25 protein-coding genes and 1 tRNA gene are annotated in these 24,092 nt (G+C 70.1%); 16 read left to right on the forward strand and 10 right to left on the reverse strand.

Translation table 11 applies throughout. The annotated features are described in order from the left end of the window. Positions 1-1,187 (reverse strand): acyl-CoA carboxylase subunit beta (locus tag ACFDTH_RS10920; protein ID WP_375287554.1); only part of this gene is annotated, 1,187 nt, incomplete at its 3' end. Between the two features lie 104 nt (positions 1,188-1,291). Here ACFDTH_RS10920 and ACFDTH_RS10925 point away from each other — a divergent pair. Next, the gene (locus ACFDTH_RS10925) at positions 1,292-2,692 is read left to right on the forward strand and encodes a short-chain fatty acyl-CoA regulator family protein (protein ID WP_375287555.1); all 1,401 of its coding nucleotides are present in this window, start codon (positions 1,292-1,294) and stop codon (positions 2,690-2,692) included. A 188-nt stretch (positions 2,693-2,880) separates the two neighbouring features. On the opposite strand, the gene ACFDTH_RS10930 is transcribed toward ACFDTH_RS10925, so the two are convergent. The 4 genes from ACFDTH_RS10930 to tsaD are packed head-to-tail and all read right to left on the reverse strand — an operon-like array spanning position 2,881 to position 6,151. Further along, positions 2,881-3,393, reverse strand: coding sequence for a DUF1697 domain-containing protein (locus tag ACFDTH_RS10930; RefSeq protein WP_375287556.1), 513 nt, complete (start codon positions 3,391-3,393; stop codon positions 2,881-2,883). Then, entirely contained in the window at positions 3,393-4,154 is a 762-nt protein-coding gene (locus ACFDTH_RS10935; protein ID WP_375287557.1) for a hypothetical protein, read from the reverse strand. The genes ACFDTH_RS10930 and ACFDTH_RS10935 overlap by 1 nt, the downstream gene beginning before the upstream one ends. Further along, positions 4,155-5,129, reverse strand: coding sequence for an NAD(P)H-dependent glycerol-3-phosphate dehydrogenase (locus tag ACFDTH_RS10940; protein WP_375287558.1), 975 nt, complete (start codon positions 5,127-5,129; stop codon positions 4,155-4,157). Then, a complete protein-coding gene (gene tsaD / locus ACFDTH_RS10945; RefSeq protein ID WP_375287559.1) occupies positions 5,126-6,151 on the reverse strand; it encodes a tRNA (adenosine(37)-N6)-threonylcarbamoyltransferase complex transferase subunit TsaD in 1,026 nt (341 codons plus the stop codon). Before tsaD ends, ACFDTH_RS10940 begins: the two co-directional genes overlap by 4 nt. Positions 6,152-6,217: 66 nt before the next feature. Between tsaD and hemC the strand changes: the two genes are divergently transcribed. From hemC to ACFDTH_RS10960, 3 genes are read left to right on the forward strand one after another with little or no spacing between them, the layout of a single operon-like run. Beyond that, entirely contained in the window at positions 6,218-7,126 is a 909-nt protein-coding gene (gene hemC / locus ACFDTH_RS10950) for a hydroxymethylbilane synthase (protein ID WP_375287560.1), read from the forward strand. After that, positions 7,123-7,773, forward strand: a complete 651-nt coding sequence (locus ACFDTH_RS10955) for a uroporphyrinogen-III synthase (protein WP_375287561.1) — start codon at positions 7,123-7,125, stop codon at positions 7,771-7,773. The genes hemC and ACFDTH_RS10955 overlap by 4 nt, the downstream gene beginning before the upstream one ends. 32 nt (positions 7,774-7,805) lie before the next feature. After that, entirely contained in the window at positions 7,806-8,711 is a 906-nt protein-coding gene (locus ACFDTH_RS10960) for a hypothetical protein (RefSeq protein ID WP_375287562.1), read from the forward strand. Between the two features lie 152 nt (positions 8,712-8,863). On the opposite strand, the gene ACFDTH_RS10965 is transcribed toward ACFDTH_RS10960, so the two are convergent. Further along, on the reverse strand, positions 8,864-9,328 hold the full coding sequence (locus ACFDTH_RS10965) for a hypothetical protein (protein ID WP_375287563.1): 465 nt from the start codon (positions 9,326-9,328) through the stop codon (positions 8,864-8,866). Positions 9,329-9,636: 308 nt separating this feature from the next. Beyond that, on the reverse strand, positions 9,637-10,428 hold the full coding sequence (locus tag ACFDTH_RS10970; RefSeq protein WP_375287564.1) for a DUF72 domain-containing protein: 792 nt from the start codon (positions 10,426-10,428) through the stop codon (positions 9,637-9,639). A 212-nt stretch (positions 10,429-10,640) separates the two neighbouring features. Between ACFDTH_RS10970 and ACFDTH_RS10975 the strand changes: the two genes are divergently transcribed. After that, complete coding sequence (locus ACFDTH_RS10975; RefSeq protein WP_375287565.1) at positions 10,641-13,871, forward strand: 5'-nucleotidase C-terminal domain-containing protein; 3,231 nt, start codon at positions 10,641-10,643, stop codon at positions 13,869-13,871. 139 nt (positions 13,872-14,010) lie between these two features. Here the strand turns inward: ACFDTH_RS10975 and ACFDTH_RS10980 are convergent. Further along, positions 14,011-14,085 (reverse strand) — tRNA-Gly (locus tag ACFDTH_RS10980). 147 nt (positions 14,086-14,232) lie between these two features. Here ACFDTH_RS10980 and ACFDTH_RS10985 point away from each other — a divergent pair. The 6 genes from ACFDTH_RS10985 (at position 14,233) to ACFDTH_RS11010 (ending at position 19,127) form a co-directional block, all read left to right on the forward strand. Then, on the forward strand, positions 14,233-14,943 hold the full coding sequence (locus tag ACFDTH_RS10985) for a response regulator transcription factor (RefSeq protein ID WP_375287566.1): 711 nt from the start codon (positions 14,233-14,235) through the stop codon (positions 14,941-14,943). Beyond that, on the forward strand, positions 14,940-16,253 hold the full coding sequence (locus ACFDTH_RS10990) for an ATP-binding protein (protein WP_375287567.1): 1,314 nt from the start codon (positions 14,940-14,942) through the stop codon (positions 16,251-16,253). Before ACFDTH_RS10985 ends, ACFDTH_RS10990 begins: the two co-directional genes overlap by 4 nt. A gap of 194 nt (positions 16,254-16,447) precedes the next feature. Then, on the forward strand, positions 16,448-17,308 hold the full coding sequence (locus ACFDTH_RS10995) for a TorF family putative porin (RefSeq protein WP_375287568.1): 861 nt from the start codon (positions 16,448-16,450) through the stop codon (positions 17,306-17,308). 90 nt (positions 17,309-17,398) lie between these two features. Beyond that, positions 17,399-18,295, forward strand: a complete 897-nt coding sequence (locus ACFDTH_RS11000; RefSeq protein ID WP_375287577.1) for a tetratricopeptide repeat protein — start codon at positions 17,399-17,401, stop codon at positions 18,293-18,295. Then, complete coding sequence (locus tag ACFDTH_RS11005; RefSeq protein WP_375287569.1) at positions 18,292-18,912, forward strand: LON peptidase substrate-binding domain-containing protein; 621 nt, start codon at positions 18,292-18,294, stop codon at positions 18,910-18,912. The genes ACFDTH_RS11000 and ACFDTH_RS11005 overlap by 4 nt, the downstream gene beginning before the upstream one ends. Further along, entirely contained in the window at positions 18,909-19,127 is a 219-nt protein-coding gene (locus ACFDTH_RS11010; RefSeq protein ID WP_375287570.1) for a Trm112 family protein, read from the forward strand. Before ACFDTH_RS11005 ends, ACFDTH_RS11010 begins: the two co-directional genes overlap by 4 nt. Here ACFDTH_RS11010 and ACFDTH_RS11015 read toward each other — a convergent pair. Then, positions 19,109-19,948: an N-acetylmuramoyl-L-alanine amidase gene (locus ACFDTH_RS11015; RefSeq protein WP_375287571.1), complete on the reverse strand. Its 840-nt coding sequence runs from the start codon at positions 19,946-19,948 to the stop codon at positions 19,109-19,111. The genes ACFDTH_RS11010 and ACFDTH_RS11015 overlap by 19 nt on opposite strands. A 209-nt stretch (positions 19,949-20,157) precedes the next feature. Here ACFDTH_RS11015 and ACFDTH_RS11020 point away from each other — a divergent pair, with 209 nt between their 5' ends. From ACFDTH_RS11020 to ACFDTH_RS11035, 4 genes are read left to right on the forward strand one after another with little or no spacing between them, the layout of a single operon-like run. Beyond that, on the forward strand, positions 20,158-20,793 hold the full coding sequence (locus ACFDTH_RS11020) for a peptidylprolyl isomerase (RefSeq protein ID WP_375287572.1): 636 nt from the start codon (positions 20,158-20,160) through the stop codon (positions 20,791-20,793). A gap of 47 nt (positions 20,794-20,840) precedes the next feature. Beyond that, positions 20,841-20,999 carry a hypothetical protein gene (locus ACFDTH_RS11025; protein ID WP_375287573.1) on the forward strand — a complete coding sequence of 53 codons (159 nt, stop codon included), beginning with the start codon at positions 20,841-20,843 and terminating at the stop codon, positions 20,997-20,999. Between the two features lie 22 nt (positions 21,000-21,021). Next, positions 21,022-21,852 (forward strand): diacylglycerol/lipid kinase family protein, encoded by an 831-nt coding sequence (locus ACFDTH_RS11030; RefSeq protein WP_375287578.1) that lies wholly within the window; start codon positions 21,022-21,024, stop codon positions 21,850-21,852. A 48-nt stretch (positions 21,853-21,900) separates the two neighbouring features. Further along, the gene (locus ACFDTH_RS11035; RefSeq protein ID WP_375287574.1) at positions 21,901-22,290 is read left to right on the forward strand and encodes a VOC family protein; all 390 of its coding nucleotides are present in this window, start codon (positions 21,901-21,903) and stop codon (positions 22,288-22,290) included. 55 nt (positions 22,291-22,345) lie between these two features. On the opposite strand, the gene ACFDTH_RS11040 is transcribed toward ACFDTH_RS11035, so the two are convergent. Further along, entirely contained in the window at positions 22,346-23,437 is a 1,092-nt protein-coding gene (locus ACFDTH_RS11040) for a class I SAM-dependent methyltransferase (RefSeq protein ID WP_375287575.1), read from the reverse strand. 95 nt (positions 23,438-23,532) lie between these two features. Between ACFDTH_RS11040 and cyoE the strand changes: the two genes are divergently transcribed. Beyond that, a partial coding sequence (gene cyoE, locus ACFDTH_RS11045; RefSeq protein WP_375287576.1) for a heme o synthase occupies positions 23,533-24,092 on the forward strand: 560 nt, incomplete at its 3' end.

Here is a 24,092-nt window from a genome sequence, read left to right on the forward strand (position 1 = left end):
ACGGTGATCTTGGGCACGGTCGCCTCGGCATAGGCGAACAGCAGCTTCGCGCCGTGCTTGATGATGCCGTTATGCTCCTGCGCCGTTCCCGGCAGGAAGCCCGGCACGTCGACGAACGTCACGATCGGGATGTCGAACGCATCGCAGAAGCGCACGAAGCGCGCCGCCTTCTTTGAGGAGGCGATGTCGAGCACGCCGGCCAGCACCATCGGCTGGTTGGCGATGAAGCCCACGGTGCGGCCCTCGATCCGGCCGAAGCCGGTGATGATGTTGGCGGCATGCGCGGGCTGGGTCTCGAAGAAATCGCCCTCGTCCACCACCTTCCGGATCAGCTCGTGCATGTCGTACGGCTGGTTGGCGGACGGCGGGATCAGCGTGTCCAGGCTTTCCTCGATCCGGTCCCAGGGGTCATCCGTGGGCCGCTCGGGCACCGGCGACCGATTCGATTCGGGCAGGAAGTCGATGAAGTCGCGTGCGGCGAGCAGGGCCTCGATATCGTCCTCGAACGCATTGTCGGCGACGCTGGTCTTGGTGGTGTGGGTGACGGCGCCGCCCAGCGCCTCCTGCGTCACCACCTCGTTGGTCACCGTCTTGACCACGTCGGGGCCGGTGACGAACATGTAGCTACTATCCTTCACCATGAAGATGAAGTCGGTCATCGCCGGCGAATAGACCGCGCCGCCCGCGCATGGCCCCATGATGAGGGAAAGCTGCGGCACCACGCCCGATGCCAACACGTTGCGCTGAAACACCTCGGCATAGCCGCCCAGCGACGCGACGCCCTCCTGGATGCGCGCGCCACCCGAATCGTTGAGGCCGATCACCGGCGCACCGACCTTCAGCGCCATGTCCATGATCTTGCAGATCTTCTGCGCGTGGCGCTCCGACAGCGAGCCGCCGAAGACGGTGAAGTCCTGGCTGAACACGAAGACGAGGCGGCCGTTGATCGTGCCCGATCCGGTGACCACGCCATCGCCGGGGAACACTTGATCCGCCATGCCGAAGTCGATCGCATTATGCTCGACGAACATGTCGAGCTCCTCGAAGCTGTTTTCGTCGAGCAGCACGTCGAGCCGCTCGCGCGCGGTCAGCTTGCCCTTGGCATGCTGCGCGTCGATGCGCTTCTGCCCGCCACCCAGCTTCGCGGCTTCGCGGCGGCGGTCCAGTTCGGCGATCGTTGACGACATCCCGGTCTCCTGAGGTCGCGCGCCTTGTGCGCCGGTCAGAGGCCTTGCGCAAATGTGAACTTGCGAAGTTGCGAATGAGCCTTCTGCAAAGTAGCGATGCGCGGATGAAGGCACGCCTCTATGCCGGCGCCCAGTTGCGCGAACTTCGCCGGGCGGCGGGGCTGGACCAGCGCGCGATGGCGACGCGGCTGGGCCTGTCGGTCAGCTACCTGTCGCAGCTGGAGACGGGCACCCGGCCGCTGACCCAGGCGGTATCGGCGACGCTCGCGCGCCACTATCCGGCCGCCCTCGCCGCGATCGAGGGCGCCGGCCCGGCGCGGCGGCTGGCGGCGCTGGGCGAGGCGCTCGCGGATCCCGCGCTGCCCCCGCTCGACCCGCAGGAGGCGGCGCGGCTGGCGGAGGAACGCCCCGACCTCGCCGACCGGGTGATCGCGCTCCACGCCGCCCGCCGCGCGGCGGAGGAACGGCTGGCGCTGGCGGAGGAATCGCTGGCGGCGGGCGCGGGCGCGCAATTGCCGTGGGAAGCGGTGCGCGACTGGTTCCACGAGGCGGACAATTACGTCGACGGCTTGGATCGCGCGGCGGAAGACCTCCATTGTGTCCCCGCGAAGGCGGGGACCCGGTCTGGGCTCCCGCCTGCGCGGGAGCACATTTTGGAGCTGCTCGACGGAATGGGCGTGATCGTGGCGGAGGACCCGAACGAATCCGCCCCCCTCGCCCGCTTCGACGGCCGCACGCTGACCCTCAACGCCGCGCTCCCGCCGGAAAGTCGCCGCTTCCTCGTCGCGCATCGCCTCGCCGCCACCGCCTTTGCCGCCGAGATCGAGAACATCGTCGCGGCGGCGGATCTGCCGGGTGCGGAAGCGAAGCGGCTGCTCGCGGTGGGCCTCGCCAACTACGCCGCCGGGGCGCTGGTGATGCCCTATGAGGCGTTCCGCCAGGCCGCACGCGCGATGCGGCACGATGTCGACCGGCTGGCCCGCCGCTTCGGCGTCAGCTTCGAACAGGCGTGCCATCGCCTATCGACGCTCCAGCGCCCGGGCGCGGCTGGGGTGCCCTTCTATTTCTGCCGGGTCGACATGGCGGGCAACATCACCAAGCGGCATTCGGCGACGCGGCTGCGCTTCGCGCGGTTCGGCGGCGCCTGCCCGCTGTGGCATGTCCATGAGGCGGTCGCGATCCCGGACCGGATCCTCGTGCAGCATGCCGAAACGCCCGATGGCGTGCGCTACGTCTCGATGGCCAAGGGGCTGGTGAAGTCCCCCGGCCGGTTCGACCGGCTGGCGCGGCGCTATGCGGTGGTGCTGGGCTGCGAGGCGACGCATGCCGCCGATTTCGTCTATGCCGATGCGGTCGATCGCGCGGCAGCGCCGACGCCGATCGGCATTTCCTGCCGCCTGTGCCCGCGCGACGATTGCGACCAGCGCGCCTTCCCGCCCAGCGACCGCGCCATCGCGGTGGACCCGTCAGAGCGGAGGGTGGTGCCCTATCGGGTGGTGGGGTGACGAAGGATTGGTTCAGAGGAGGCGCGGAGGCGCGGAGAAGTTGTAAGCCTGCGACGCTTTGCTGCATCGAGCGCGCCAGCGCTCCCTCAATCATCGTCAAGAGGCATAAGCATCGTGGATCGAAGACATGCTCTCCGCGCCTCTGCGCCTCCTCTGAACTCTTCTCTTCGCGCCTCCGCGTAAAGACTCTACGCCGTCAGCTCGGCGAGCTTCACCACCGTGTTCCAGTTGCGCGCGGTACACATCGGCCAGCGGGCCTTGCGCATCGTCCGGTCGAGCGTCGAGACCCCCACCCCACCGACGAAGTCGACGAACAATTCGCGCCCGATCGCCACCATCCGCTCGGGTCCGTCATGCTCCGGCGGCAATGGCGCGGGATCGCGGTGGAAGTGGACCAGCAGCCACGAGGGCCGCGCGGCCGCGGCATCGGGGAAGGGATTGGCGGCGATCACGTCGTTGAGGTCGGCATGGCTGCGCACCAGCCAGTCGGTGCGCAGCGCCAGCCGCTCGGCCGCCGCCGCTTCCAGCCGCGCCTCCAGCGCCGCGGCGTCCGTGTCGTCGAAGGTCGCCACCGCATTGCCCGAGGCGAGCAGCGTCCGCACCTCGCCCCCGCCCTCTGCCTCCAGGAAGGCCTTGAGCTCGGGCATCGGCAGCCTTTTGCCGCCGATGTTGAGCCCGCGCAGCAGCACCGCCCAGCGCATCAGCAGCCGGTCAGTTCTTCGCCGCTCTCCAGCACATATTTGCCGCCGCGCCGCACATAGTTGGCGGTGAAGGCGCGGGTGCCGGTGAAGCGGACGGTGAAGGCGCGGCCGGGGACGATGTCGGCGATCTTGCCCGCGCTGCTCTCCGCGCCATCCTCGACCGCGCCCTCGTTGCTGTAGCCGTCCATGAACCGCACCAGCTCGGCGGGACCGTCGGGGCGCAGCTCGGTCAGCGTGGTCCAGCTGCAGGTATAGCCCTGCCAGGTGCCGCCGCCCTGGACGTAGATCACCGGCAGGTCGGAGAATTTGTCGGAGACCGCCATCTCCGCCATTGCGCCGTTGCTGCCGCTCACCACCGCCTCGGGGAAAGCGCGCGCCACCGCAAAGCCGCTGCCGTCGCGGCGCAGATAGTGGACCGCGACGGTGCCGGCATCGACATGCGCGGCGTCGCGGACGCGCCCTTCGTTGACCAGCACCGGGCCGAACGGCGCCTCCACCAGAATGCCCGGCCGATAGTCGATGCGCGCGCCGCCGTCGGTCTGGCCGGTGAGCCCCTCCGGAAACGCCGCCGCCTGCGCCGCGGCGAGCGCGTCGACCGGCGGAGCGCTGGGCGTGGGCACCGGCGCTACAGAGACGCTGGGGCTCGGCGCTGGCGTCGGGCCCTGGACGTTGCTGCCGACCACCCAGCCGAACGCGCCCATTGCGGCAAGCACGCCAATGCCGATCGCGGTCAGCCCGCCCCTGGAGAGACGCTTTGCCATCTATTCCCCCTCCGCCTTCAGCGGCCGCGCGAGCAAAGCCTCGATCACCTCCGCCGCCGGCGCGCCCTCCAGCAGCCGGTGCACCGCCGCGGTCACCGGCATGTCGACCCCCGCCTCGTGCGCCGCCTCCACCAGCACCGGCGCGGTGAACGCGCCCTCGGCGACGGTGCGGCGGTCGGCGAGCAGATCCGCCGCGCGCTCGCCGCGCCCCAGCCCGACGCCGAGCGAGAAGTTGCGCGAACTGGTCGAGGAGCAGGTCAGCACCAGGTCGCCCAGCCCCGACAGACCCGCCAGCGTCTCCGCCCGCGCCCCGCGCGCCAGCCCGAAGCGGGTCATCTCGGCGAAGCCGCGCGCGATCAGCGCCGCGCGCGCATTCTGCCCAAGGCCCGCGCCCTCGACCACGCCGCACGCGATCGCCAGCACATTCTTGACCGCGCCGCCGATCTCCGCGCCGACCACGTCGTCCGAGGCGTAAGGCCGAAACGCCGGTCCCGCGAGCCGCTCCGCCAGCCGCGCCCGCAGGTCCGCATCGGCGCAGGCGAGCGTCACCGCGGTGGGCAGCCCCGCCGCCACCTCATGCGCGAAGGTAGGGCCGGAGAGCACCGCGATCGGCGCCCGCGGGCACACCGCCGCCGCCACCTCGCCGACCAAGGCGCGCTTCCCCGCCTCGATCCCCTTGGCGCAGAGCACCAGCGGCGTCGCCCCGACCGGCGCCTCGGCGAGCACCGCGCGGACATGCTGCGCCGGCGCAACCACCAGCAGCGCGTCATGGTCGGCGAGCTCGCTCAGGTCGGTGACCGCGCGGATCGCCGGCGACAGCGGCACCCCGGGGAGGAAGCCGGCATTGACCCGGTCGCGGTTGATCGTTTCCGCCACCTCCGGCTCGCGCGCCCACAAAGTCACGTCGCCGCCACGGCTGGCGACCTGCGCGAGCGCGGTGCCCCACGCCCCCGCGCCCAGAACGCCGATCCTCATGCCTTCACCCCTGCGCCGCGCACCGCCTCGGCGGCGGGATCGAGCGGCCAGCGCGCACGCGCCGGCACGTCGAGCGGGTCGGTCAGCCCGGCGGCGAACCGCTCCGCCCCCGCCCAGGCGATCATCGCCGCATTGTCGGTGCACAGCCAGAGCGGCGGCGCGACGAAGCGCAAGCCATGCTCCGCCGCTAGCGCTGACAATGCCCCGCGCACCGCGCTGTTGGCCGCCACTCCGCCCGCCACGACGAGGGCAGTCGCCTCCATGGCGCCGTCCAGCGCCCTTCGCGTGCGATCGAGCAGGCAGTCCACCACCGCCGCCTGGAACGAGGCGGCGATGTCCTCGGGCGGATATTGCCCCACCACCCGCGCCACCGCCGCCTTCAATCCGGCAAAGGAGAAATGCGGCTCGCGCGAGCCCTTCAGCGGGCGGGGCAGCGGCACCGCCAGCGGATCGCCGAGCGCCGCCGCCCGCTCCACCGCGGGGCCGCCCGGAAAGCCGAGGCCGAGCAGCTTGGCGGTCTTGTCGAACGCCTCTCCCGCGGCATCGTCGATCGTGGTGGCGAGCCGGCGATAGCGCGCGACCCCCTCTACCAGCAGCAGCTGGCAATGCCCGCCAGAGACGAGCAGCAGCAGATAGGGGAAGGCGAGGTCCGGGTCCGACAGCCGGGGGCTCAGCGCATGGCCTTCGAGATGGTTGACCGCCACCAAAGGCTTTCCCGCCGCATGCGCCAGCGCCTTGCCGGTGACCAGGCCCACCATCACCCCGCCGATCAGCCCCGGCCCCGCGGTGGCGGCGATCGCGTCGACATCGGCGAGCGAAACGTTCGCCTCCGCCAGCGCCGCCCCGACCAGAGGCTCCAGCGCCTCGACATGCGCGCGCGCCGCGATCTCGGGCACCACCCCGCCATAGGGCCGGTGCGCCGCCTCTTGCCCGGCCAGCTTGTGCGCCAGCACCCGCCGGTCGCCGGTGACCAGCGCCGCCGCGGTCTCGTCGCAGGAGGATTCGAGGCCAAGGATCAGCATGCGTCCGCCTGTATCCGCTCGCCGCCGGCTTGTCGAAGGGCGTGCCCGCGCGATAGGCGGGCAGCGATGGTCAAGTTCAGGCTCGGTACCCGCGGCTCCCCGCTCGCGCTCGTCCAGGCGGAGCTGGTGCGCGCCGCGCTCGCCGCTGCGCACGGCTGGCACTCCGACGCGATCGCCTTGGTGCCGATCCGCACCACCGGGGACCGGGTGCAGGATCGCCCGCTCGCCGAGATCGGCGGCAAGGCCTTGTGGACCAAGGAGCTCGACCGCGCACTGCTCGCGAACGAGGTCGATGGCTGCGTCCATTCGATGAAGGACGTCGAGACGATCCGCCCCGCCCCGATCGTGATCGCCGCGATGCTGCCCCGCGCCGACGTGCGTGACCGGCTGATCGGTGCCGATGCGCTCGACGCGCTGCCCGAGGGCGCGACGGTCGGCACCAGCAGCCCGCGGCGCCGCGCGCAGCTGCTGTCGCTGCGTCCGGACCTCCGCATCGTCCCCCTGCGCGGCAACGTCGACACCCGCCTCGCCCGGCTCGCCGCGGGGGAGGTGGACGCCACCCTGCTCGCCGCCGCCGGGCTCGACCGGCTGGGCCGCGACGCCGGCTTCGCCATTCCCACCGCGACGATGCTGCCCGCCCCCTCGCAGGGCGCGGTCGGCGTCGAGGTGCGCGCCGACGACACGGTCGCGCAGGCGGCGGTGGCGGCGATCGGCGACGCGGCGACCTTCGCCTGCGTGATGGCGGAGCGCGGCCTGCTCGCGCATCTCGGCGCCGACTGCCATTCGCCCGTCGCCGCGCTCGCCAGCCTCGCCGGCGAGACCCTGTCGCTGCGTGCCTGCCTGTTCGCCGAGGACGGCTCGGAGACGGTGGCGAGCGAGGCGGAGGCGGCGCTGGACGAGCCGGTCGGCGCCGCGCTCGCCGCCGACCTGCTGGCGCGCGCGCCCGACGCGATCCGCCGGCTGTTCAACCCGTGAGCCGGCGCGTGCTGGTGCTCCGCCCGGAGCCCGGCAACGCGCGCACCGTGGCGCGGCTGACGGCGCTCGGGCTCGATGCGGTGGCGGTGCCGCTGTTTGAGGTGGTGCCGATCGCTTGGGCGGTGCCCGATCCCGCCGGCTTCGATGCGCTGCTGCTGACCAGCGCCAATGCGGTGCGCCACGCCGGTGCCGGCCTGCGCACGCTGGCGGCGCTGCCGGTGGTGGCGGTGGGCGCCGAAACCGCGCGGGCGGCGGAAGAGGCCGGGCTGACCGTGGCGCTCACCGGCGAGCGCGACGCCGCCGCAGCGGTGGCGCAGGCACGCGCCGCCGGGGGCGGACGATTGCTCCACCTGTCCGGCCGCGACCATGTCGCCACGGACGCAACCGCAATCGCCGTCTACGCCAGCATGCCGCGTCCCGCCGCGCTCCCGCCGCTCGACCGCACCATCGCGCTGCTCCACTCGCGCCGCGCCGCCGAGGCATTCGCCGCCTTGGTCCCCGCGCCCGACCGCTCCCTCGCGCTGCTGGTGGCGATCAGCCCCGCCGCGCTCGCCGGCGCGGGCGAGGGCTGGGCGCGGGCCGAGGCGGCGGACGCGCCCACCGACGCGGCGATGGCGGCGCTGGCGCTGCGACTCGCTCGCGATTGACCGGCGCGCCCGCGGCGGGGATAAGGCGCCCAATGAGCGATCGCCGGCCCGAGCTCGTCCGTCGTCCCGGCCTCGGCCTGGTCGCGCTGCTCGTCGTCCTGATGCTCGGCGCAGGCGTGGCGCTGATGATCTATGCGGTACGCAGCTCGGGCGGCTGGATCCTGCGCCCCGCGCCCGCCGAGACCACGCCGGCCCCCGCACTGAACTTCACCCCCGCCCAGCCGCAGCCCGCCGCCCCGCCGCTGCCACAGGCACCCGCCGACCCCGCGCTGCTGGCGACGCGCGAGACCGCGCTCGCCGGCCAGCTCGCCGCGCTGGAGGCGCGCACCGCCGCGGTGTCGCTCGATGCCGGCAGCGCCGCGGGCCAGGCGGCGCGGGCGGAGGCGGCGCTGGTCGCCTTTGCGGCCCGCCGCGCGGTCGATCGCGGCATCGGCCTCGGCTATCTCGAACCGCAGCTGCGCGAACGCTTCGGCGCCGCCCGCCCTCGCGCGGTGTCGGTGCTGATCGCCGCGGCCCGCACGCCGGTGACGCTCGAATCTTTGCGCCAGTCGTTCGACGCGAGCGCCGGCGACCTGACCAGCGGCGGCAATCGCGACACCTTGGCCAGCCTGTGGCGCGAGCTTTCCACCTTGGTGGTGATCCACGACGCCGGCCGCCCCTCGCCCCTCCCCGCCGACCGCATCACCCGCGCCCGCCGCCTGCTCGACGACGGGCGGGTCGAGGCGGCGATGACGGAGGTCCGCCGCCTTCCCGGCGCCACGCACGCCGCCGGCTGGCTGATCGCCGCGCAACGCTGGGTGGACGCCCACCGCGCGCTCGACGTGATCGAGGCGGCGGCGATCCTCGGCCAGGCCAGCCCGCCACCGCCGCCGCCGGTTACCACGCCGCCGGCACCGGTGGTGCCGCCTGTGGTGGAGGGCGCGACGCCGCAGCCCTGAGGGGCGGCGCTTGGATGTAATCCACTCCGGTGAACCACACGCCACGTCACCCCCTACTTTATCCGGGGTCCCGCTGCCTTCTGCCTGATGTGGAGAGAGAAACACGCCTCCCCGGCACGAGGCCGGGGTGACGGAATGGCCGGAACTTGGGGTCAGCTGCCGTTCCGTGCTCGGATCGGAAACCGCGAAAATATGCTTCGGAGGCAGGTCGCGGTAGTCGAAAGCGCGTTGTTGATCGGCACCTCGAAGCCGATGTCGCCGAGATCGCTGCCGGGCTTTACCCACGGCGGCAGTGCCTCCAGCCGAAAGGAAACCCTTATCGCCTCGTCCGAGATGCGTTCGAACTCAAGATTTGGTTCGGTAAAGCCACAAATCGATTGCGCTGCTTGGCGGGCAACGACATGATCGAGCCAGTCAGCAAGACGTTCGACCTCGAACGTGGTGAGGCACGGGTCTCGAAACGACCATGCCCTCCCGTCGAGATCAGCTTCGCCGTACACTACAAGCCAGTTCGAGTCCCAGTCATCATCGACGATGTCCGGAAACTGGTAGCGGTCGACCCCAACTCGCAATGAACCGTTGGCCCCGTTGAAAGCTGCTACTGGCTCGTCTCCCACCACTTCCGCGTAACCGTGCATTCCGAGGTCCGCAAGCCGACGACACCGCCCGTCCGCCTTTCTTACCCGCAGGTCGCCTTCGCTTTCCTACACACCCCACGAATGCTATTGCCCCGTATTCGGCTCTTTCTATCGTCCAGACACCCGACCTTCGCTTGATCCGGCAAGCGGAGCACGCGCGCGCGTCTTACCTAAGGCATGGGCTCCGATCTCTGGCCGACATCCGTGACCCTGCCGGCACCCTCCGCCGCGATCGCTGACGGTGTAAAGTTAGTGTCAACTTCCGAAGTCTCAGCGGGCGCCGGTCGCTAGCGCGAAACCCGCTCGATTAGCGCCATCGCCGCCTGCGGGTTCCTGACCTTGGCGCCGGCAATGAAGAAGACATAGGTGTCGCGATCCCGCACCTCTGGCGCCGCGTCCCCCACCACCGGCAGCCCCTCCGGCATGCCTCCACCGGACCACAGCCGCGCCGCCTCCGCCCAGCGGTCCAGCTCCGCCGCCGGATAGCCCGCCTGCTCCTCCTCGCGCGCCGCCTCCAGCCGCGCATAGACGAAGGCGCCCGTGACGTCGGCGATCGCCGGATAGTCGTCCGACTGCGCATAGACGATCGCCACCCCCGCCTCACGGCACAGGGCGACGAACGCGGGCACCGCGAAGCTCTCGTGCCGCACCTGCACCGCATGGCGCAGCGGCACGCCGTCCTGCTCGCGCGGCAGCAGCGTCAGGAACGCGCCGAAATCATCCGTATCGAACTTCCGCGTCGCCATGAACTGCCACAGGATCGGCCCCAGCCGGTCGCCCAGCTCCACGATCCCCTGCCCGCAGAAGCGCGCCACCGACTCGCCTGCGTCCGCCAGCACCTTGCGCGTCGTGCAGAAGCGCGACGCCTTGAGCGCGAACTTGAAGCCCTCGGGCGCCGCCTTCGCCCAGCCGGCAAAGGTCTCGGGCTTGAAGCTGCTGTAATAGGTGCCGTTGACCTCGATCGCGGTCAGCTTCGACGCGGCATATTCCAGCTCGCGCTTGATCGGCCATTTGGGCGGATAGAAGCTGCCGCGCCAGGGCTCGTAGGTCCAGCCGCCGATGCCGATTCGGATGGTCATGCCCGCCTTGTGCCCCGTGCCGCCCGCCAGGTCGAGCCGATGCCGCGAGCAACAAAACCTAACGTTAACGTCATTTAACCTTCACCGATATATCATCTCTCTTACGCACAACGATCCCTAGGTGCCGAACCGATCGACTTCGATCCTGGCAGCGAGTCCCGCGGCGCCCGGCGCCACGCCGATGCTGCCGGCTCTCGCTCAGGAGGTAAGACATGGGGATCATCAGCAAGTTCCGGACGGCGGATGCCGAGCCGGTGTGGAATGCGGGCTGGACGGCCAATGACCTGTTCATCGCGTTCGATCGCTTCGCCGCCGCCGCACCCGTCGTGATCGTGGAGGACGTCGCCGCCGCCGAGATCATCGTCGCCGCGCCGGAAACGCCCGCCTACACGCTGCAGCTGCTGCACTTCTCCGATGCGGAAGCCGGCCTGCTCGCCTCCGACACCGCCAAATATCTCGCCGCGCTGGTCGATGCCTTCGAGGGCGATTATGCCAACTCGATCACCCTCGCCAGCGGCGACCTGTTCCTGCCCGGCCCGTTCCTGGCCGGCGGCACCGATCCGTCGCTCTCCACGCTGGTACCCGGCAACAGCAACCCGGGCCGCATCGACATCTCGATCATGAACGCGATCGGCATCGAGCTGTCGGTGATCGGCAACCACGAGTTCGACCTCGGCTCGAACGTGCTCGCCTCGGCGATCACCGCGGGCAGCGGCTATGTCGGTGCGCTGTTCCCGTATCTCTCCGCCAACCTCGACTTCTCGGGCGATAGCGCGCTGGCCGGCCGCTACACCGAGACCGTCGGCGTCGGCGGGCTGGAGACCGCCGCCTCGCTCAATGGCCGTATCGCACCCTCCGCGGTGATCAACGAGGGCGGCGAGATGATCGGCTTCGTGGGCGCCACCACCCAGGTGCTGGAGCAGATCAGCTCGCCCTCGGGCACCGAGGTCAAGGGCTTCCCCACCGGCCCGGGCGCCAATGGCGAGGTCAATGACATGGTGCTGCTCGCCGCGCAGCTCCAACCGGTGATCAACGACCTGATCGCGCAGGGCGTCAACAAGATCGTGCTGGTCTCGCACCTCCAGCAGCTCGCGCTGGAGAAGGAACTGGCGACCCTGCTGGAGGGCGTGGACGTGATCGTCGCCGGCGGCAGCCACACGCTGCTTGGCGATGACAATGACGTCGCGGTCGACTTCCCGGGCTCGACCGGCGGGTTCGAGGACACCTATCCGCTCGTCACCGAGGGTGCCGACGGCAACACCACGGTGATCGTCAACACCGGCAGCGAATACACCTATCTCGGCCGCCTGCTGATCGACTTCGACGCCGACGGCAACGTCATCGCCGACAACATCCCGGGCAACTCGGGCGTGTCGGGCGCCTATGCCTCCACCGCCGAGAATGTCGCGGACGCCTGGGGCATCGAGGTCGAGGAGGTCGAGGAGGTCGCGCTGGGCGACGGCACCCGCGGTGACGCGGTGCAGGGCCTGACCGATGCGGTGCAGGCGGTGATCGACGCGAAGGACGGCAACATCTTCGGTTACTCCAACGTGTATCTGGAAGGCGAGCGCATCCAGGTCCGCAACCAGGAGACCAACCTGGGCAACCTCTCCGCCGACGCCAACGGCGACGCCGCGCGCCAGGCGCTCGGCCTCACCGAAGACCATGCGGTCGTCTCGATCAAGAACGGCGGCGGCATCCGCGCGCAGATCGGCACCATCGTCAACAACCCGGACGGCACCGTCACCAAGGTGGCGCCCGAGGTAAACGGCGAGGTCAGCCAGCTCGATGCCGAGAATGCGCTGCGCTTCGACAACAAGCTGATGGTGTTCGACACCAATGCCCAGGGTCTGCTCAACATCCTGAACTCGCCCAACGCACTGGCGCCCAACAACGGCGGCTTCATCCAGATCGGCGGCGTGCGCTTCTCCTATGACCCGACGCTCGCCGCCGGCCAGCGCGTGCAGGATGTCGTGCTGATCAACGAGCATGGCCAGATCACCGCAGTGATCGCCGAGGACGGCGTCGCCAACACCCGCGGGCCCTCGGTTATCACCGTCGCGATCCTGAACTTCACCGCGCAGGGCGGTGACGGCTATGTCATCAAGCCCAACGGCGAGAACTTCCGCTACCTGCTGAACGACGGCACCGTCTCCGCGCCGATCGACGAGGCGCTGGACTTCACCGCCGCCGCCAACGTGCCCGCCAATGCGCTGGGCGAGATCGCGGCCTTCGCCACCTACATGGGGTCGGAGCACGGCACCCGCGAGGACGCCTATAACGAGGCGGACACGGCGCAGCAGTTCGATACGCGCATCCAGAACCAGGCGGTCCGCGGCGACACGGTGCTGGAAGGCGAGTATCTGCTGCTCGGCAGCGACTTCTCGGATCGTCTGGTCGGCAGCGACCGCGGCGAGGTGATCAAGGCGCTGGCCGGCGAGGACATGCTGATCGGGGGCGATGGGGACGACGTGCTCAACGGCGGCGCGGGCGCCGACGTGCTCGACGGTCGCGGCGGCCTCGACACCGCCACCTATGTCGATGCGGCCGCGGGCGTCACCGCCAGCCTGCTGCTCGGCGGCACCTCGGGCGAGGCGGCGGGCGACGCGTTCCTCAACGTTGAGAACCTCACCGGCTCGGCGTTCGACGACGTGCTGTCGGGCGACAACCACGCCAATGTGATCGACGGCGGCGAAGGCAACGACCTGCTCGATGGCGGTCGCGGGCTGGACGTGCTGATCGGCGGCGCGGGCGACGACCTGCTGCGCGCCTCGGGCGCGGTGCGGACGCAGTTCAACGGCGGCGAGGGCACCGACACGGTGATCGCGGGCGCCAGCGGCACCCGCTTCATCACCCCGGTGCTCGCCGGCGTGGAAGCGATCAGCGCCAACGGCTTCGCCGACGTGCGGATCTTCGGCACCAGGGGCGATGACACGCTGGACCTGTCCGCGCTGACCCTGACCGGCATCGCCGCGATCGAGGGCCGCGCCGGCGACGACACGATCCTCGGATCGGCTGATGCCGACACGATCCTGGGCGCGTCGGGCAAGGACCTGCTCTCCGGCGGGGCCGGGGACGATGTGCTGACGGGCGGCGTCGGCATCGACACGCTGACCGGCGGCGCGGGCGCCGACCTGTTCGTGTTCGGCGAGCGCCACACCGCGCGCACCGCGGCCCGCGCCGACACGATCGTCGATTTCGTCAGCGGCGAGGATCGGATCGACCTCTCCGCGATCGACGCCGTCGCAGCCACCGCGGGCACCGAGGACGCGTTCGCCTTCATCGGCACGGGCGTGTTCAGCGGCACCGCGGGCGAGCTGCGGGCCGAGCTCGACGGCGGGCGGATGCTGGTGATGGGCGACACCGACGGCGACCTGCGCGCCGACTTCACGGTGATCCTCTCCGCGGCGACCACGGTGCAGGCGGCGGACTTCGTCCTCTGATCCGCGTCTGACCCGACCGGAGGGGCGCGGTGCGTCCCTCCGGTCCATAACGACGAAACGGCGGGGCCGCGCGACGCGTGGTTCCGCCGTTCGGCTTGGTGCTGATCTGAAGGCGGGCAGCATCACCGCTGCGACACGCTGGAGCGGGCGAAGGGATTCGAACCCTCGACCCCAACCTTGGCAAGGTTGTGCTCTACCCCTGAGCTACGCCCGCTCTGGCGCCTGTGCCCGGTGGGACCGGGCGGGTGAGGCGGGGCCATTAGCAGCGGGTCTGGAGGGCCGCAAGCGCCTTTTCTACGAAGCATTGCCGAAACCGCCGGCATCGTTGACCGGTCCCGTTTCGGCCCCTACCCCGTCGGCCATGGTCGCCCCCACCATATTGCTCGTCGAGGACGATCCCGCGCTGCGCATGTTGACGGCGCGGGCGCTCCAGGAAAACGGATTCCTCGTCCGCCCCGCCTCCGCCGCCCCCGAGATGTGGCTGGCCTTCGACAGCGGCCCCGTCGATCTGGTGCTGCTGGACATCATGCTGCCCGGCACCAGCGGCATCGACCTGTGCCGCGCCCTCCGCCAGAAAAGCGACGTGCCGATCATCTTCGTTTCGGCGCGCAACAGCGAGACCGACCGGGTGGTCGGGCTGGAGCTGGGAGCGGACGACTATATCGCCAAGCCGTTCGGCACGCGCGAGCTGATCGCCCGCGTGCGCGCGGTGCTGCGTCGCCCGCCGCTCGACCGCGTCGGCGGCGACCGCGAGCAGGGCACGCTTGCCTTCGACGGCTGGACGGTGAGCCTGCCGCGGCGCGAACTCACCTCTCCCACCGGCGCTTCGGTGGACCTGACCGGCGCCGAGTTCGACCTGCTGGTCGCCTTGTGCGACCATGCCCAGCGCGTGATCGCGCGCGAGCGGCTGATCGAGCTTTCGCGCACCAGGCTAGGCGACAGTTCGGATCGCAGCATCGACGTGCTGATCAGCCGCCTGCGCCGCAAGCTCTCCAGCGCGGGCCATAACGCGCCGATCGTCACCGTGCGCGGTGTCGGCTACATGCTCAACGTGCCGGTGGAACGCCGTTGACCCGGCTGTCCGCCCCCGCGGGCGGGCTGCTCGGGCGGGTCGTCGCCATCCTGCTGCTGACGGTGCTGATCGAGTTCGGGATCAGCACGGTGCTGTACGAGCGCGCGACCCAATTCTCGATCGTCGATGACGAGGCGCGGCGGTTGGCCGAGCACCTGGTGATCAGCCGCCGCCTGCTCGAACGGCGCATGCCGCCCGCACGCCCGGCGATGGCCTCGCAGCTGACCACCGACCGCTATTCGGTACAATGGGCCCCCCGCCCCGCATTTCCGCCGACCGATCCGCATGCGGAGGCGACGCGCGATCAGATCATCGCCTGGGAGCCGAGCCTGGCCACCACCGAGCTCAGGCTGCGGCTGGTGCTGCCCGGCCACAGTTCGGTGGTGACCGGCGGGCTCCGGCTCTCCGACGGCAGCTGGCTGGAGTTCCGTACGCTGGAGCCGGTGGCGCAGCGCAACGGCGCCTCACAGCGCATTCTGCTCGCGCTGATCCCGGCGATCGCGCTGATGCTGATCGGTGGCATGATGCTGCGGCGGACGATGCTGCCGCTGCGCCGCCTCGCCGACGCGGCCGACCAGCTCGGCACGCCGGGCGCGGCGGTGCAGGTGGAGGAGGAGGGGCCGGCGGAGGTGCGCCGCCTGGTCGGCGCGTTCAATCGCATGCAGGCGCGCATCCAGCGGCTGATCGTCGACCGCACCGATGCGCTCGCCGCGGTGGGGCACGACCTGCGCACCCCTCTGGCCCGGCTGCGGCTGCGCAGCGACCGGATCGACGACGACGACCTGCGCACTGCCATCGCGCAGGACCTGGAGGAGATGGACGCAATGGTCGCCTCGGTGCTCGCCTTCCTGGGCGGCGACGGCGACCCGGAGCCGGCGAAGCGGATCGACCTTGCGGTACTATGCGCGACATTGGTCGACGACGCCACCGACCACGGCCATGATATCCGCTACGAGGGCCCTGACCATTGCGAGGCGGTGGTCCGCCCGATCGGGATCAAGCGAGCGCTTGGCAATCTGATCGACAATGCGCTGCATTATGGCACGCACGTGATCGTCACGCTGGCCGAGACCGGCAGCGCGATTCACCTGCGCGTCGAGGATGACGGGCCGGGCATCCCGCCGGAGAAGCTCGCCTCGGTGGTCGAGCCTTTCGTGCGGCTCGATACCGCGCGGCATCGCGACACCAAGGGATTCGGGCTGGGCCTCGCCATCGTCGCCCAGGCCGTCGAGGCGGAGGGCGGCCAGCTGGCGCTGGGCAATCGGGCCCAGGGTGGCCTCCGCGCAGAGATCGTGCTGCCGCGTTCATAAGGCTGTTCAGGCCCGGGGCCGTTGCCGTTTCGCAACGGTTGCAGACAGAAACATTTGTTTACGGTCTGGCAATGTTGCAGCGCATTAGGCGCGATAGCCTGATCGCGTCCTGACCGACTTCGCCGCCCGTTATCCACGAGAGCGGCAAGGGATCGGGATGCAGGCGGGAACTCTCGAATCCTGAGGAGTTCCTTATGAAACGTTTCGCCACCGGCGCCGCCGTCGCGCTCGCCATCCTTTCCACCCCCGCTCTCGCGCAGGATGAGGCGCCGCCCAAGCCGGTGACCGTCTCCGGCAGTGTCGCGCTGGTGTCCGATTATCGCTTCCGCGGCGTCTCGCAGACCGACGAGGAGATCGCGATCCAGGGCGGCCTCACCGTCACCCACGAGAGCGGCCTCTATGTCGCCACCTGGGCGTCCAACCTGGCCGGCTGGGGCACGTTCGGCGGCTCGAATACCGAGCTCGATCTGGTCGGCGGCTTCAAGACCGAGGTCGCCTCGGGCGTCTCGGTTGATGTCGGCCTCACCTGGTACATGTATCCGGGCGGCGCCTCGAAGACCGACTTCGCCGAGCCGTACGTCAAGGTCAGCGGCACCTTCGGGCCGGTCAGCCTGCTCGGCGGCGTCGCCTATGCGCCCGCGCAGGAGGCGCTGGGTCGCTGGTCCTTCACCGGCGCCAACGCGCAGGACGTGCTGGCGGGCGGGCCCTATGACGATGCCGGCGACAAGGAGGACAATCTGTACCTCTGGGCCGACGCCTCCACCGCGGTGCCGGGCACCGGCCTCACCGCCAAGGCGCATCTGGGCTATTCGAACGGCAACAAGGGCCTCGGCCCCAACGGCACCAGCGTGGCGCCGACCGGCGAGTATCTCGATTGGCTGGTCGGGCTCGATTACGCGATCGCCGGCACGCCGGTGACAGTGGGTGTCGCCTATGTCGATACCGATATCGCCAAGGTCGAGGAGACGTACCTGCGGCCGAACTTCTCGTCGACCAAGGACGGCGGTTCGATTGCCGGTGGCCAGGTGCTGTTCTCGGTCAGCGCGGCTTTCTGACCCGAACGGCGCGGGGGGTTGGCGTGCCGCCCCCCGCGGCCCCATAATGGGCTGACTTTTTGCAAGGAGCAGCCCTTGGCCACTTTGGGAATGAGCGCGGCGGAACGCGAAGCGGTGCAGGCGTTCCGCACCGAGGTCGTCGAGCCATCGATGACCAAGCTCGTCATCGTCGATTTCTGGGCGGAATGGTGCGGGCCGTGCAAGGCGCTGAGCCCCGTGCTGGAGAAGGTGGCGGCGGACTATGCCGACAAGGGCGTGATCCTCGCCAAGATCGATACCGACAAGAACCAGTTCATCGCCGCGCAATTCCAGATCCGTTCGATCCCGACGGTCTATGCGATGTTTCAGGGGCAGCTGGTTGCCGACCTGACCAGCGCGCGCACCGAATCGCAGCTCAAGGCGATGCTGGACCAGATCCTGCGTCAGCTGCCGATCGACAGCGCCGACGCGCAGGCCGAAGCGGAGATCGAGCCGTTGGTGGCGATGGGCGAGGAGGTGCTGGGCGGGGGCGATGCCGCGCGCGCGCTCTCCATCTTCGACCAGATCGCCGAGATGGCACCGGACCATCCCGCCGTGCTCTCCGGCCGCGCGCGCGCGCTGGTGGCGCTCGGCGAGCTGGACGAGGCCGACGCCGCGCTGGCGGCACTGCCCGACGATCTGGCCAAGCTGCCCGAGATCGAGCGCGCACGTGCGGCGCTGACGCTCGCTCGCTCCGCCCCGGCGGTGGACGATCTCGCTCCGCTGGAAGCCGCGGTGGCCGCAAATCCGGACGACCTCCAGGCCCGCTTCGACCTCGCCAACGCACGCATGGCCGCGGGCGACCGCCAGGCGGCGGCGGACGGTTTCCTGGCGATCGTCACTGCCGACCGCGACTGGAACGAGGGCGCGGCGCGCCAGCAGCTGCTGAAGCTGTTCGAGGTGGTGGGGCTGGAGGACCCTTGGGTGTCCAGCCAACGGCGGCGGCTGTCCGCCGCCTTGTTCGGATGAGGCGGCTCTCGATCTTCCCGCTGCCGGGCGCCTTGCTGTTTCCGGGAATGCACCTGCCGCTGCACATCTTCGAGCCACGCTACCGCGCGATGGTATCCGACGCGATGGCGCGCGACCGGCGGATCGGCATGATCCAGCCGCGCGGAACCGTCTCGATCGGCGGCGCGGAGAAGCCGGAGTTGTTTGACCTGGGCTGCGTCGGGCGGATCGCGGAGATCGAGATGCTCGACGACGGACGGTCAAACCTCATCCTGGAGGGTGTGGCGCTGTTTCGACTGGTGCGCGAGCTCGACGTGACCACGCCGTTCCGCCAGGTGGAGGCCGAATTGCTGCCGGTGGCGGAGGAGGAGACACTGTCGCTGGGCCGGCGCGCGTCGCTGGAGATGGAAGGGCGCGCCTTTGCCGATCGCCAGGGCTATGCGGTCGACTGGGAGGCGGTGGCGCGGCTGGACGACCAGGCACTGGTCAATGGCATCGCCCAGATCGCGCCGTTCGATGCCGCCGCCAAGCAGGCGCTGCTCGAGGCTGACGGGATCGAGGATCGCGCCGAATTGATCATCCAGCTGATGCGCTTCTTCGGCCGCCACGATGGCGAGGAGCAGGTGACGCTGCAATGAGCGGGCGTCAGGGCGCGCCGGCGTTCGATCCCTGGCTGCTGGAGCGGCTGGTCTGTCCGGTCACCCGCACGCCGCTGCGCCAGCTGGGCGACGAACTGATCAGCGATGCGGCGGGGCTCGCCTATCCCGTCCGCGAGGGTGTGCCCGTGCTGCTGGCGGAAGCGGCGCGGCGGCTGGACGCTGCGCCGCCTGCGGATCAGACCTCGACGACGTAGCGGCCGTGGACCCAGCCGGTCGCGCGCGGTGCACCGGCGGCATCGAGTACGCTCACCTCGATCCACGCACCCTGGATCGAGATCGGCTCCAGCAGCGTGCCCTGCGGCAGCACTTCGCGCGCAGGCTTTTCAGTGCTCGGCGTGTCGCGCAGGTTGAGCTCGGCGACATCGACCATCAGGCGCAACTCGCCGTCCTCGCCGCGGCCGCCGAACACCAGCGCGCGGAACCGAGCCATGTCGAAGGCGGGGCCCGGATCCCACTTGCGGGTGGGTGAAATGTCGTCATGCCCGACGATCTCGTTGACGCCGAAGGTGGACACCAGCGCGCGGACCAGCGCGACCGCGGAGTCGAACTGTGCCGTGGGATAGGGTTCCCAGCCTATCGGCGTTCTCGAACCGTCAGGATTGCCGTTGCGATGGACCGCCATGTACGGATCCGCGATCGGCAGCCCGGTGTGGCAGCTCCAGCCCGCGCCGGCGCGCTTGAGGTGGCCCCAGTTCGCCAGCTCGATCCCGAAGGAATGCTGGTTGAGCCCGCTCAGCCCCCGCCAGCTGGACTTGCCGGCATGCCAAGCGACCCGGTCCAGTGGCACGCACTGGATGACGCGGCCATCGCGGTCGATCACCACATGCGCCGACGAGCCCGGATTGTCCGGGTTGCGGAACCATTCGGCGGAGGACCGTGCGCTGGCGCCATAGGTGAAATGAATCACGGCGATCTTCGGCGTCTTCGCGAAAGCGCCGCCGAGGAACCTGGATGGAATGAAATCGACGGCATCGTCATCAAAGTGAAAACGCCCGTCAGCGATAGAAAAGGACATGCTCACCCCCCGGTAAGTCCCGAATCACTCGACGGCCTCAAGGATGACTCGTCGGCAATCGCGAGTCCACCGATCTTTTCTGTCCGAAACGGATCGGGACTGAACTGAGGAACGGTGATCAATGCATTTTACATTCGTGTGACATCGGGGATGTTTGGGGACGGCCCGCCCTTGTCCGTCCGCATCGCCACCGGCTAGACATCGGCGCGATGTTGCTGCGCCTCCTCCTGCTCCTCGCCGCCCTGATTTCCACCCCCGCTGTTGCGCAACGCGCCGACCGTGCGACGCCGGGCTGGGTGCGCGTCCGGCTGGAGACCGCGGCGGGGCCGATCGTGCTGGCGCTCAACGCGAAACGCGCGCCGCTGACCACCGCCAACTTTCTGAAATATGTTGATGACGGCCGGTTCAACGGCGTCACCTTCTACCGCTCGGCGCGCAATCGGAAGGCGCCGCAACACGGCTTCGTCCAGTCCGGCATCCGCACCGAAGCGATGCGCATCCTCGATCCGCTGCCGCACGAATCGACGAAGAAGACGGGCATCCGCCACCTCGACATGACCATCTCGATGGCGCGGCGCGGCGAGCCGGGGACGGCGAACGGCAACTTCTTCATCACGGTAGGGCCCGCGGCGTGGATGGACTGGTCGCCGACCAATCCGGGCTACGCCGCGTTCGGCCGCGTCGTCGCGGGCCAGGCGCTGGTCCGCCGCATCCTCGCCGCGCCCACGACCGGCGCGATGCGCGGGACCTTGCTGCGCAACCCGGTGGTGGTGCGCCGCATGGTGCGGCTCGACGGCAAGGCCAAGCCGACCGGCAAGCCGCAGGCCTGGCGCGTCCGCCGCTGAACCGCCGGCGCGCCGGGGCGTTGAGCGCGGGTGAAGGAGACGCGATCATGGCCGAGGAACAGCCCAACAAGCCCGGCGGCGACCTGAAGGACGACGGCAGCGTCCGCGATGCGGGCGACGAGCAGGCGGTAAAGAACCAGGGCAAGGTGAAGCCCGAGGACTATCCCGCGCCGGCCAGCGGCGCCGACGTGACCGGCGGGCGCTGACCCGCTGCACCGCCTCTGGTTCATCACCAACCCCGCCTCGGGGTCCAGCAACGCGGCCAAGTGCGCCGCGATCGAGGCGGTGTTCGCGGAGCGCGGGCTCTCCCTCGGCGGCCGGACGGAGTTCCCGCGCGAGGATCTGCCCGGTGTCACGGCGCTGGACCGCGAGCGGATCGACACCGTCGTGCTGTTCGCCGGCGACGGCACGATCAACGCGGCCCTCTGCGCGCTTGCCGACTGGCCGGGTGACCTGCTGATCCTGCCCGGCGGCACGATGAACTTGCTCGCCAAGGCGCTGCACGGTTCGCGCGATCCCGCCGCGATCATCCATACGGTGCATGAGGACACGCGCCGCACCGCGCTGCCGTTCATCGAGGCGGGGCCGCACCGCGCCTTCGTCGGCCTGATCCTCGGCCCCGCCGCGCATTGGGCGCGGGCGCGCGAGGCGGCGCGCAAGCGGCGCTGGCGCGGGCTGGTGGCGGCGGCGCGCAATGCCTGGCGGCGCACCTTTTCGCGCGGCATTCGGCTGACCGGCGTGGCGCGGCTCGACCGGCGCTACCAGGCGGTGCTGGTCGCGCCGCAGGACGGCCGGCTCGGCGTCGCGGCGATCGACGCGCGCGACTGGCGCAGCATCGGCGAACTCGGCTGGGACTGGCTGACCGGCGACTGGATGCGCGCGCGAGCGGTGACAGGCGAGAGCGTCGATCGGCTCGGCGTCGTTGGCGATCGCCCGGTGCTGGCGCTGTTCGATGGCGAGCCGGTGCTGCTGGAACCTCACGTGCGCATCGTCGCCGGCGAAACCGCGCCGCGCTTCCTGACGAGTCTGTCGGTTGCCGAGGCCGGAAGCGGATCATAGAACCTGCCCCGCGCGCTCGACCGGAGGCGCGATCTGGGGAGAGGAACCATGTACAGCCACATGATGGTCGGCTCGAACGACCTCGATCGTTCGAAGACCTTTTACGACGCCCTGTTCGCCTCGATGGGCGGCAGGCCCGGCATCCAGGACGACAAGGGCCGCCTGATCTACATGCACAACGGCGGCCTGTTCCTGGTGACCAAGCCGATCGACGGCGAGCCCGCGACCCACGCTAATGGCGGCACCATCGGCTTCGCGATGGACGGGCCCGAGCAGGCGAATGCGTGGCATGCCGCGGGCCTTTCCGCGGGCGGCCGTGCGATCGAGGACCCGCCCGGCGTCCGCTCGGCCGGCTTCGGCGATCTCTACCTCGCCTATCTGCGCGATCCCGACGGCAACAAGCTGTGCGCGATGCACCGCATGCCCAAGGCGGCGTAACGCGGTAACCAGGCGTGCTTCTCCCCTCCCTGCAAGGGAGGGGAGCAACGCCCTCCTACCCCGCCCTGGTCACCGTGATGCCGAAGCAGGTGGTGACGAAACCGTCGATCGCCACCTTGAGGTGCCCCGCCTGGCCGAGCCGCGCGCTGAGCGCGGCCATCGTGCCGTCGTTCCACGGCGGGATGTCGATGAACTTGTCGAGCGGCTTGCTGCCGGGATCGAAATCGAGCGGGGCAACCCGGTGGCCAGCCGCCTCCAGCCGCTCGGCCAGCTGCTCGAAATGCTGGCGCTGGAACAGTACGGTGGGCCAGTTGTCGATGGTCGGGCCGACCGGGTTGATGTTGAACTCCGTGGTGTGGATCGCAGTGCCACCGGGGCGCAGCGTCTTCACCGAATTCTCGATAAAGGCGAGGCCGTGGGCGATTGAGCCGAGATGCTCCAGTGCGCAGGTCGACCAGCAGAAGTCGTAGCCGGCGAGGTCGTCGGGGATCGCGTTCATGTCGACCGCGCGGAAGTCCACCAGCGCGTCGAACGCCTCGCGCGAGACGAGCCGCGGGTGGAAGGCGTCGTCCAGCGTGGAGGCATGCTGGTTGGTGCCCGACCAGTCCTGGCTGCGCGCATCGTCGGGCGCGAGATCGGTGATCGTCACCCGCGCGCCCTGCGCGGCGAAGTAGCTCGCCAGCGGTTCGGTGCCGCAGCCGAAGCCCAGCCCGCGCGCGCCTTGCCGCAAGTGGCCGGCATTGTGCGCCACCTGGAGGATGTACGCGAGCTCCCACAGCTTGCGGTGATACATCACCGGCACCTTGAGCTGGCTGCACCAATGCGCCACCCACTCGCTCTCCATGTCGTGTTGCGTGGAGGGCTTGGAGCCGAGCGGCGCGCGGCGCGGGCGCGTGTTCTCGCGCAGCGGCAGCGCCGCCGCCAGGTCCTGCGCCAGGTGATAGCCCAGCGTCTTTACGTTGAGCGCCAGCGCGTCGAGATTACGCGTCACCTCGGTCAGCGCGTTGAGGTTGGGCTGAGACTTGTCGTTGAGCAGCGCCAGCACCTGGCGCAGCTTTTCCTGCTCGATCTGCGTCGACGTCTGCGGCGACGGCTCGCCCCCGATCCACCGTCCGAGCCTCTGCCGCGCCTGTTTCAGCCATATCATGTCCCCCGCCATAGCGGCTCGCCCGCGGGTTGGAAGTCACGAGCCTGCGCAACCTTCCCCTCCCGTGCGCGCGCGCCTATAGCCGCGCGGTTCCGATGACCGCCGCCACCCCGCTGCTGCCCGCCGACTGGCGCGATTTCCTGGCGCTGACCAAGCCCCGGGTGATGACGCTTGTCGTGTTCACCGGGCTGTGCGGCATGCTGGCCGCGCCGACCCAGGTGCATCCGGTGCTCGGCTTCACCGCCATCCTGTGCATCGCGCTGGGCGCGGGCGCGGCGGGCGCGCTCAACCAATGGTATGAGGCGGACCTCGATGCCGCGATGCGCCGCACCGCCAAGCGCCCGCTGCCCGCGGGGCGGATGGAGCGCGAATCGGCGCTGCATTTCGGCGTCGGCCTGTCCGCCTTCTCCGTGATCCTGATGGGCTTCGCGCTCAATCTGGCCGCCGCGGCGATCCTGGCGATCTCCATCCTGTTCTACGTGCTGATCTACACCGTGTGGCTCAAGCGCCGCACCCCGCAGAACATCGTCATCGGCGGTGCAGCGGGCGCCTTTCCGCCGCTGATCGGCTGGGCGGCGGCAACCGGCGAGGTGGCGCTGCTGCCGGTGCTGCTGTTCGCGCTCGTCTTCCTGTGGACGCCGCCGCATTTCTGGGC

The sequence above is a fragment of the Sphingomonas sp. genome (genome assembly GCF_042096255.1).
Classification (GTDB): Bacteria; Pseudomonadota; Alphaproteobacteria; order Sphingomonadales; family Sphingomonadaceae; genus Sphingomonas.

Coding starts and splice junctions, on each gene's coding strand:
- hemC (WP_375287560.1), top strand. CDS start 6,218: ATGGTCAAGTTCAGGCTCGGTACCCGCGGCTCCCCGCTCGCGCTCGTC.
- ACFDTH_RS10960 (WP_375287562.1), top strand. CDS start 7,806: ATGAGCGATCGCCGGCCCGAGCTCGTCCGTCGTCCCGGCCTCGGCCTG.
- ACFDTH_RS11000 (WP_375287577.1), top strand. CDS start 17,399: ATGAGCGCGGCGGAACGCGAAGCGGTGCAGGCGTTCCGCACCGAGGTC.
- ACFDTH_RS10940 (WP_375287558.1), bottom strand. CDS start 5,129: ATGAGGATCGGCGTTCTGGGCGCGGGGGCGTGGGGCACCGCGCTCGCG.
- ACFDTH_RS11035 (WP_375287574.1), top strand. CDS start 21,901: ATGTACAGCCACATGATGGTCGGCTCGAACGACCTCGATCGTTCGAAG.
- ACFDTH_RS11010 (WP_375287570.1), top strand. CDS start 18,909: ATGAGCGGGCGTCAGGGCGCGCCGGCGTTCGATCCCTGGCTGCTGGAG.
- ACFDTH_RS10975 (WP_375287565.1), top strand. CDS start 10,641: ATGGGGATCATCAGCAAGTTCCGGACGGCGGATGCCGAGCCGGTGTGG.
- ACFDTH_RS11040 (WP_375287575.1), bottom strand. CDS start 23,437: ATGATATGGCTGAAACAGGCGCGGCAGAGGCTCGGACGGTGGATCGGG.
- ACFDTH_RS10995 (WP_375287568.1), top strand. CDS start 16,448: ATGAAACGTTTCGCCACCGGCGCCGCCGTCGCGCTCGCCATCCTTTCC.
- ACFDTH_RS11015 (WP_375287571.1), bottom strand. CDS start 19,948: ATGTCCTTTTCTATCGCTGACGGGCGTTTTCACTTTGATGACGATGCC.
- ACFDTH_RS10925 (WP_375287555.1), top strand. CDS start 1,292: ATGAAGGCACGCCTCTATGCCGGCGCCCAGTTGCGCGAACTTCGCCGG.
- ACFDTH_RS11005 (WP_375287569.1), top strand. CDS start 18,292: ATGAGGCGGCTCTCGATCTTCCCGCTGCCGGGCGCCTTGCTGTTTCCG.
- ACFDTH_RS11020 (WP_375287572.1), top strand. CDS start 20,158: ATGTTGCTGCGCCTCCTCCTGCTCCTCGCCGCCCTGATTTCCACCCCC.
- ACFDTH_RS11025 (WP_375287573.1), top strand. CDS start 20,841: ATGGCCGAGGAACAGCCCAACAAGCCCGGCGGCGACCTGAAGGACGAC.
- ACFDTH_RS10935 (WP_375287557.1), bottom strand. CDS start 4,154: ATGGCAAAGCGTCTCTCCAGGGGCGGGCTGACCGCGATCGGCATTGGC.
- tsaD (WP_375287559.1), bottom strand. CDS start 6,151: ATGCTGATCCTTGGCCTCGAATCCTCCTGCGACGAGACCGCGGCGGCG.
- ACFDTH_RS10985 (WP_375287566.1), top strand. CDS start 14,233: ATGGTCGCCCCCACCATATTGCTCGTCGAGGACGATCCCGCGCTGCGC.
- ACFDTH_RS10970 (WP_375287564.1), bottom strand. CDS start 10,428: ATGACCATCCGAATCGGCATCGGCGGCTGGACCTACGAGCCCTGGCGC.
- ACFDTH_RS10930 (WP_375287556.1), bottom strand. CDS start 3,393: ATGCGCTGGGCGGTGCTGCTGCGCGGGCTCAACATCGGCGGCAAAAGG.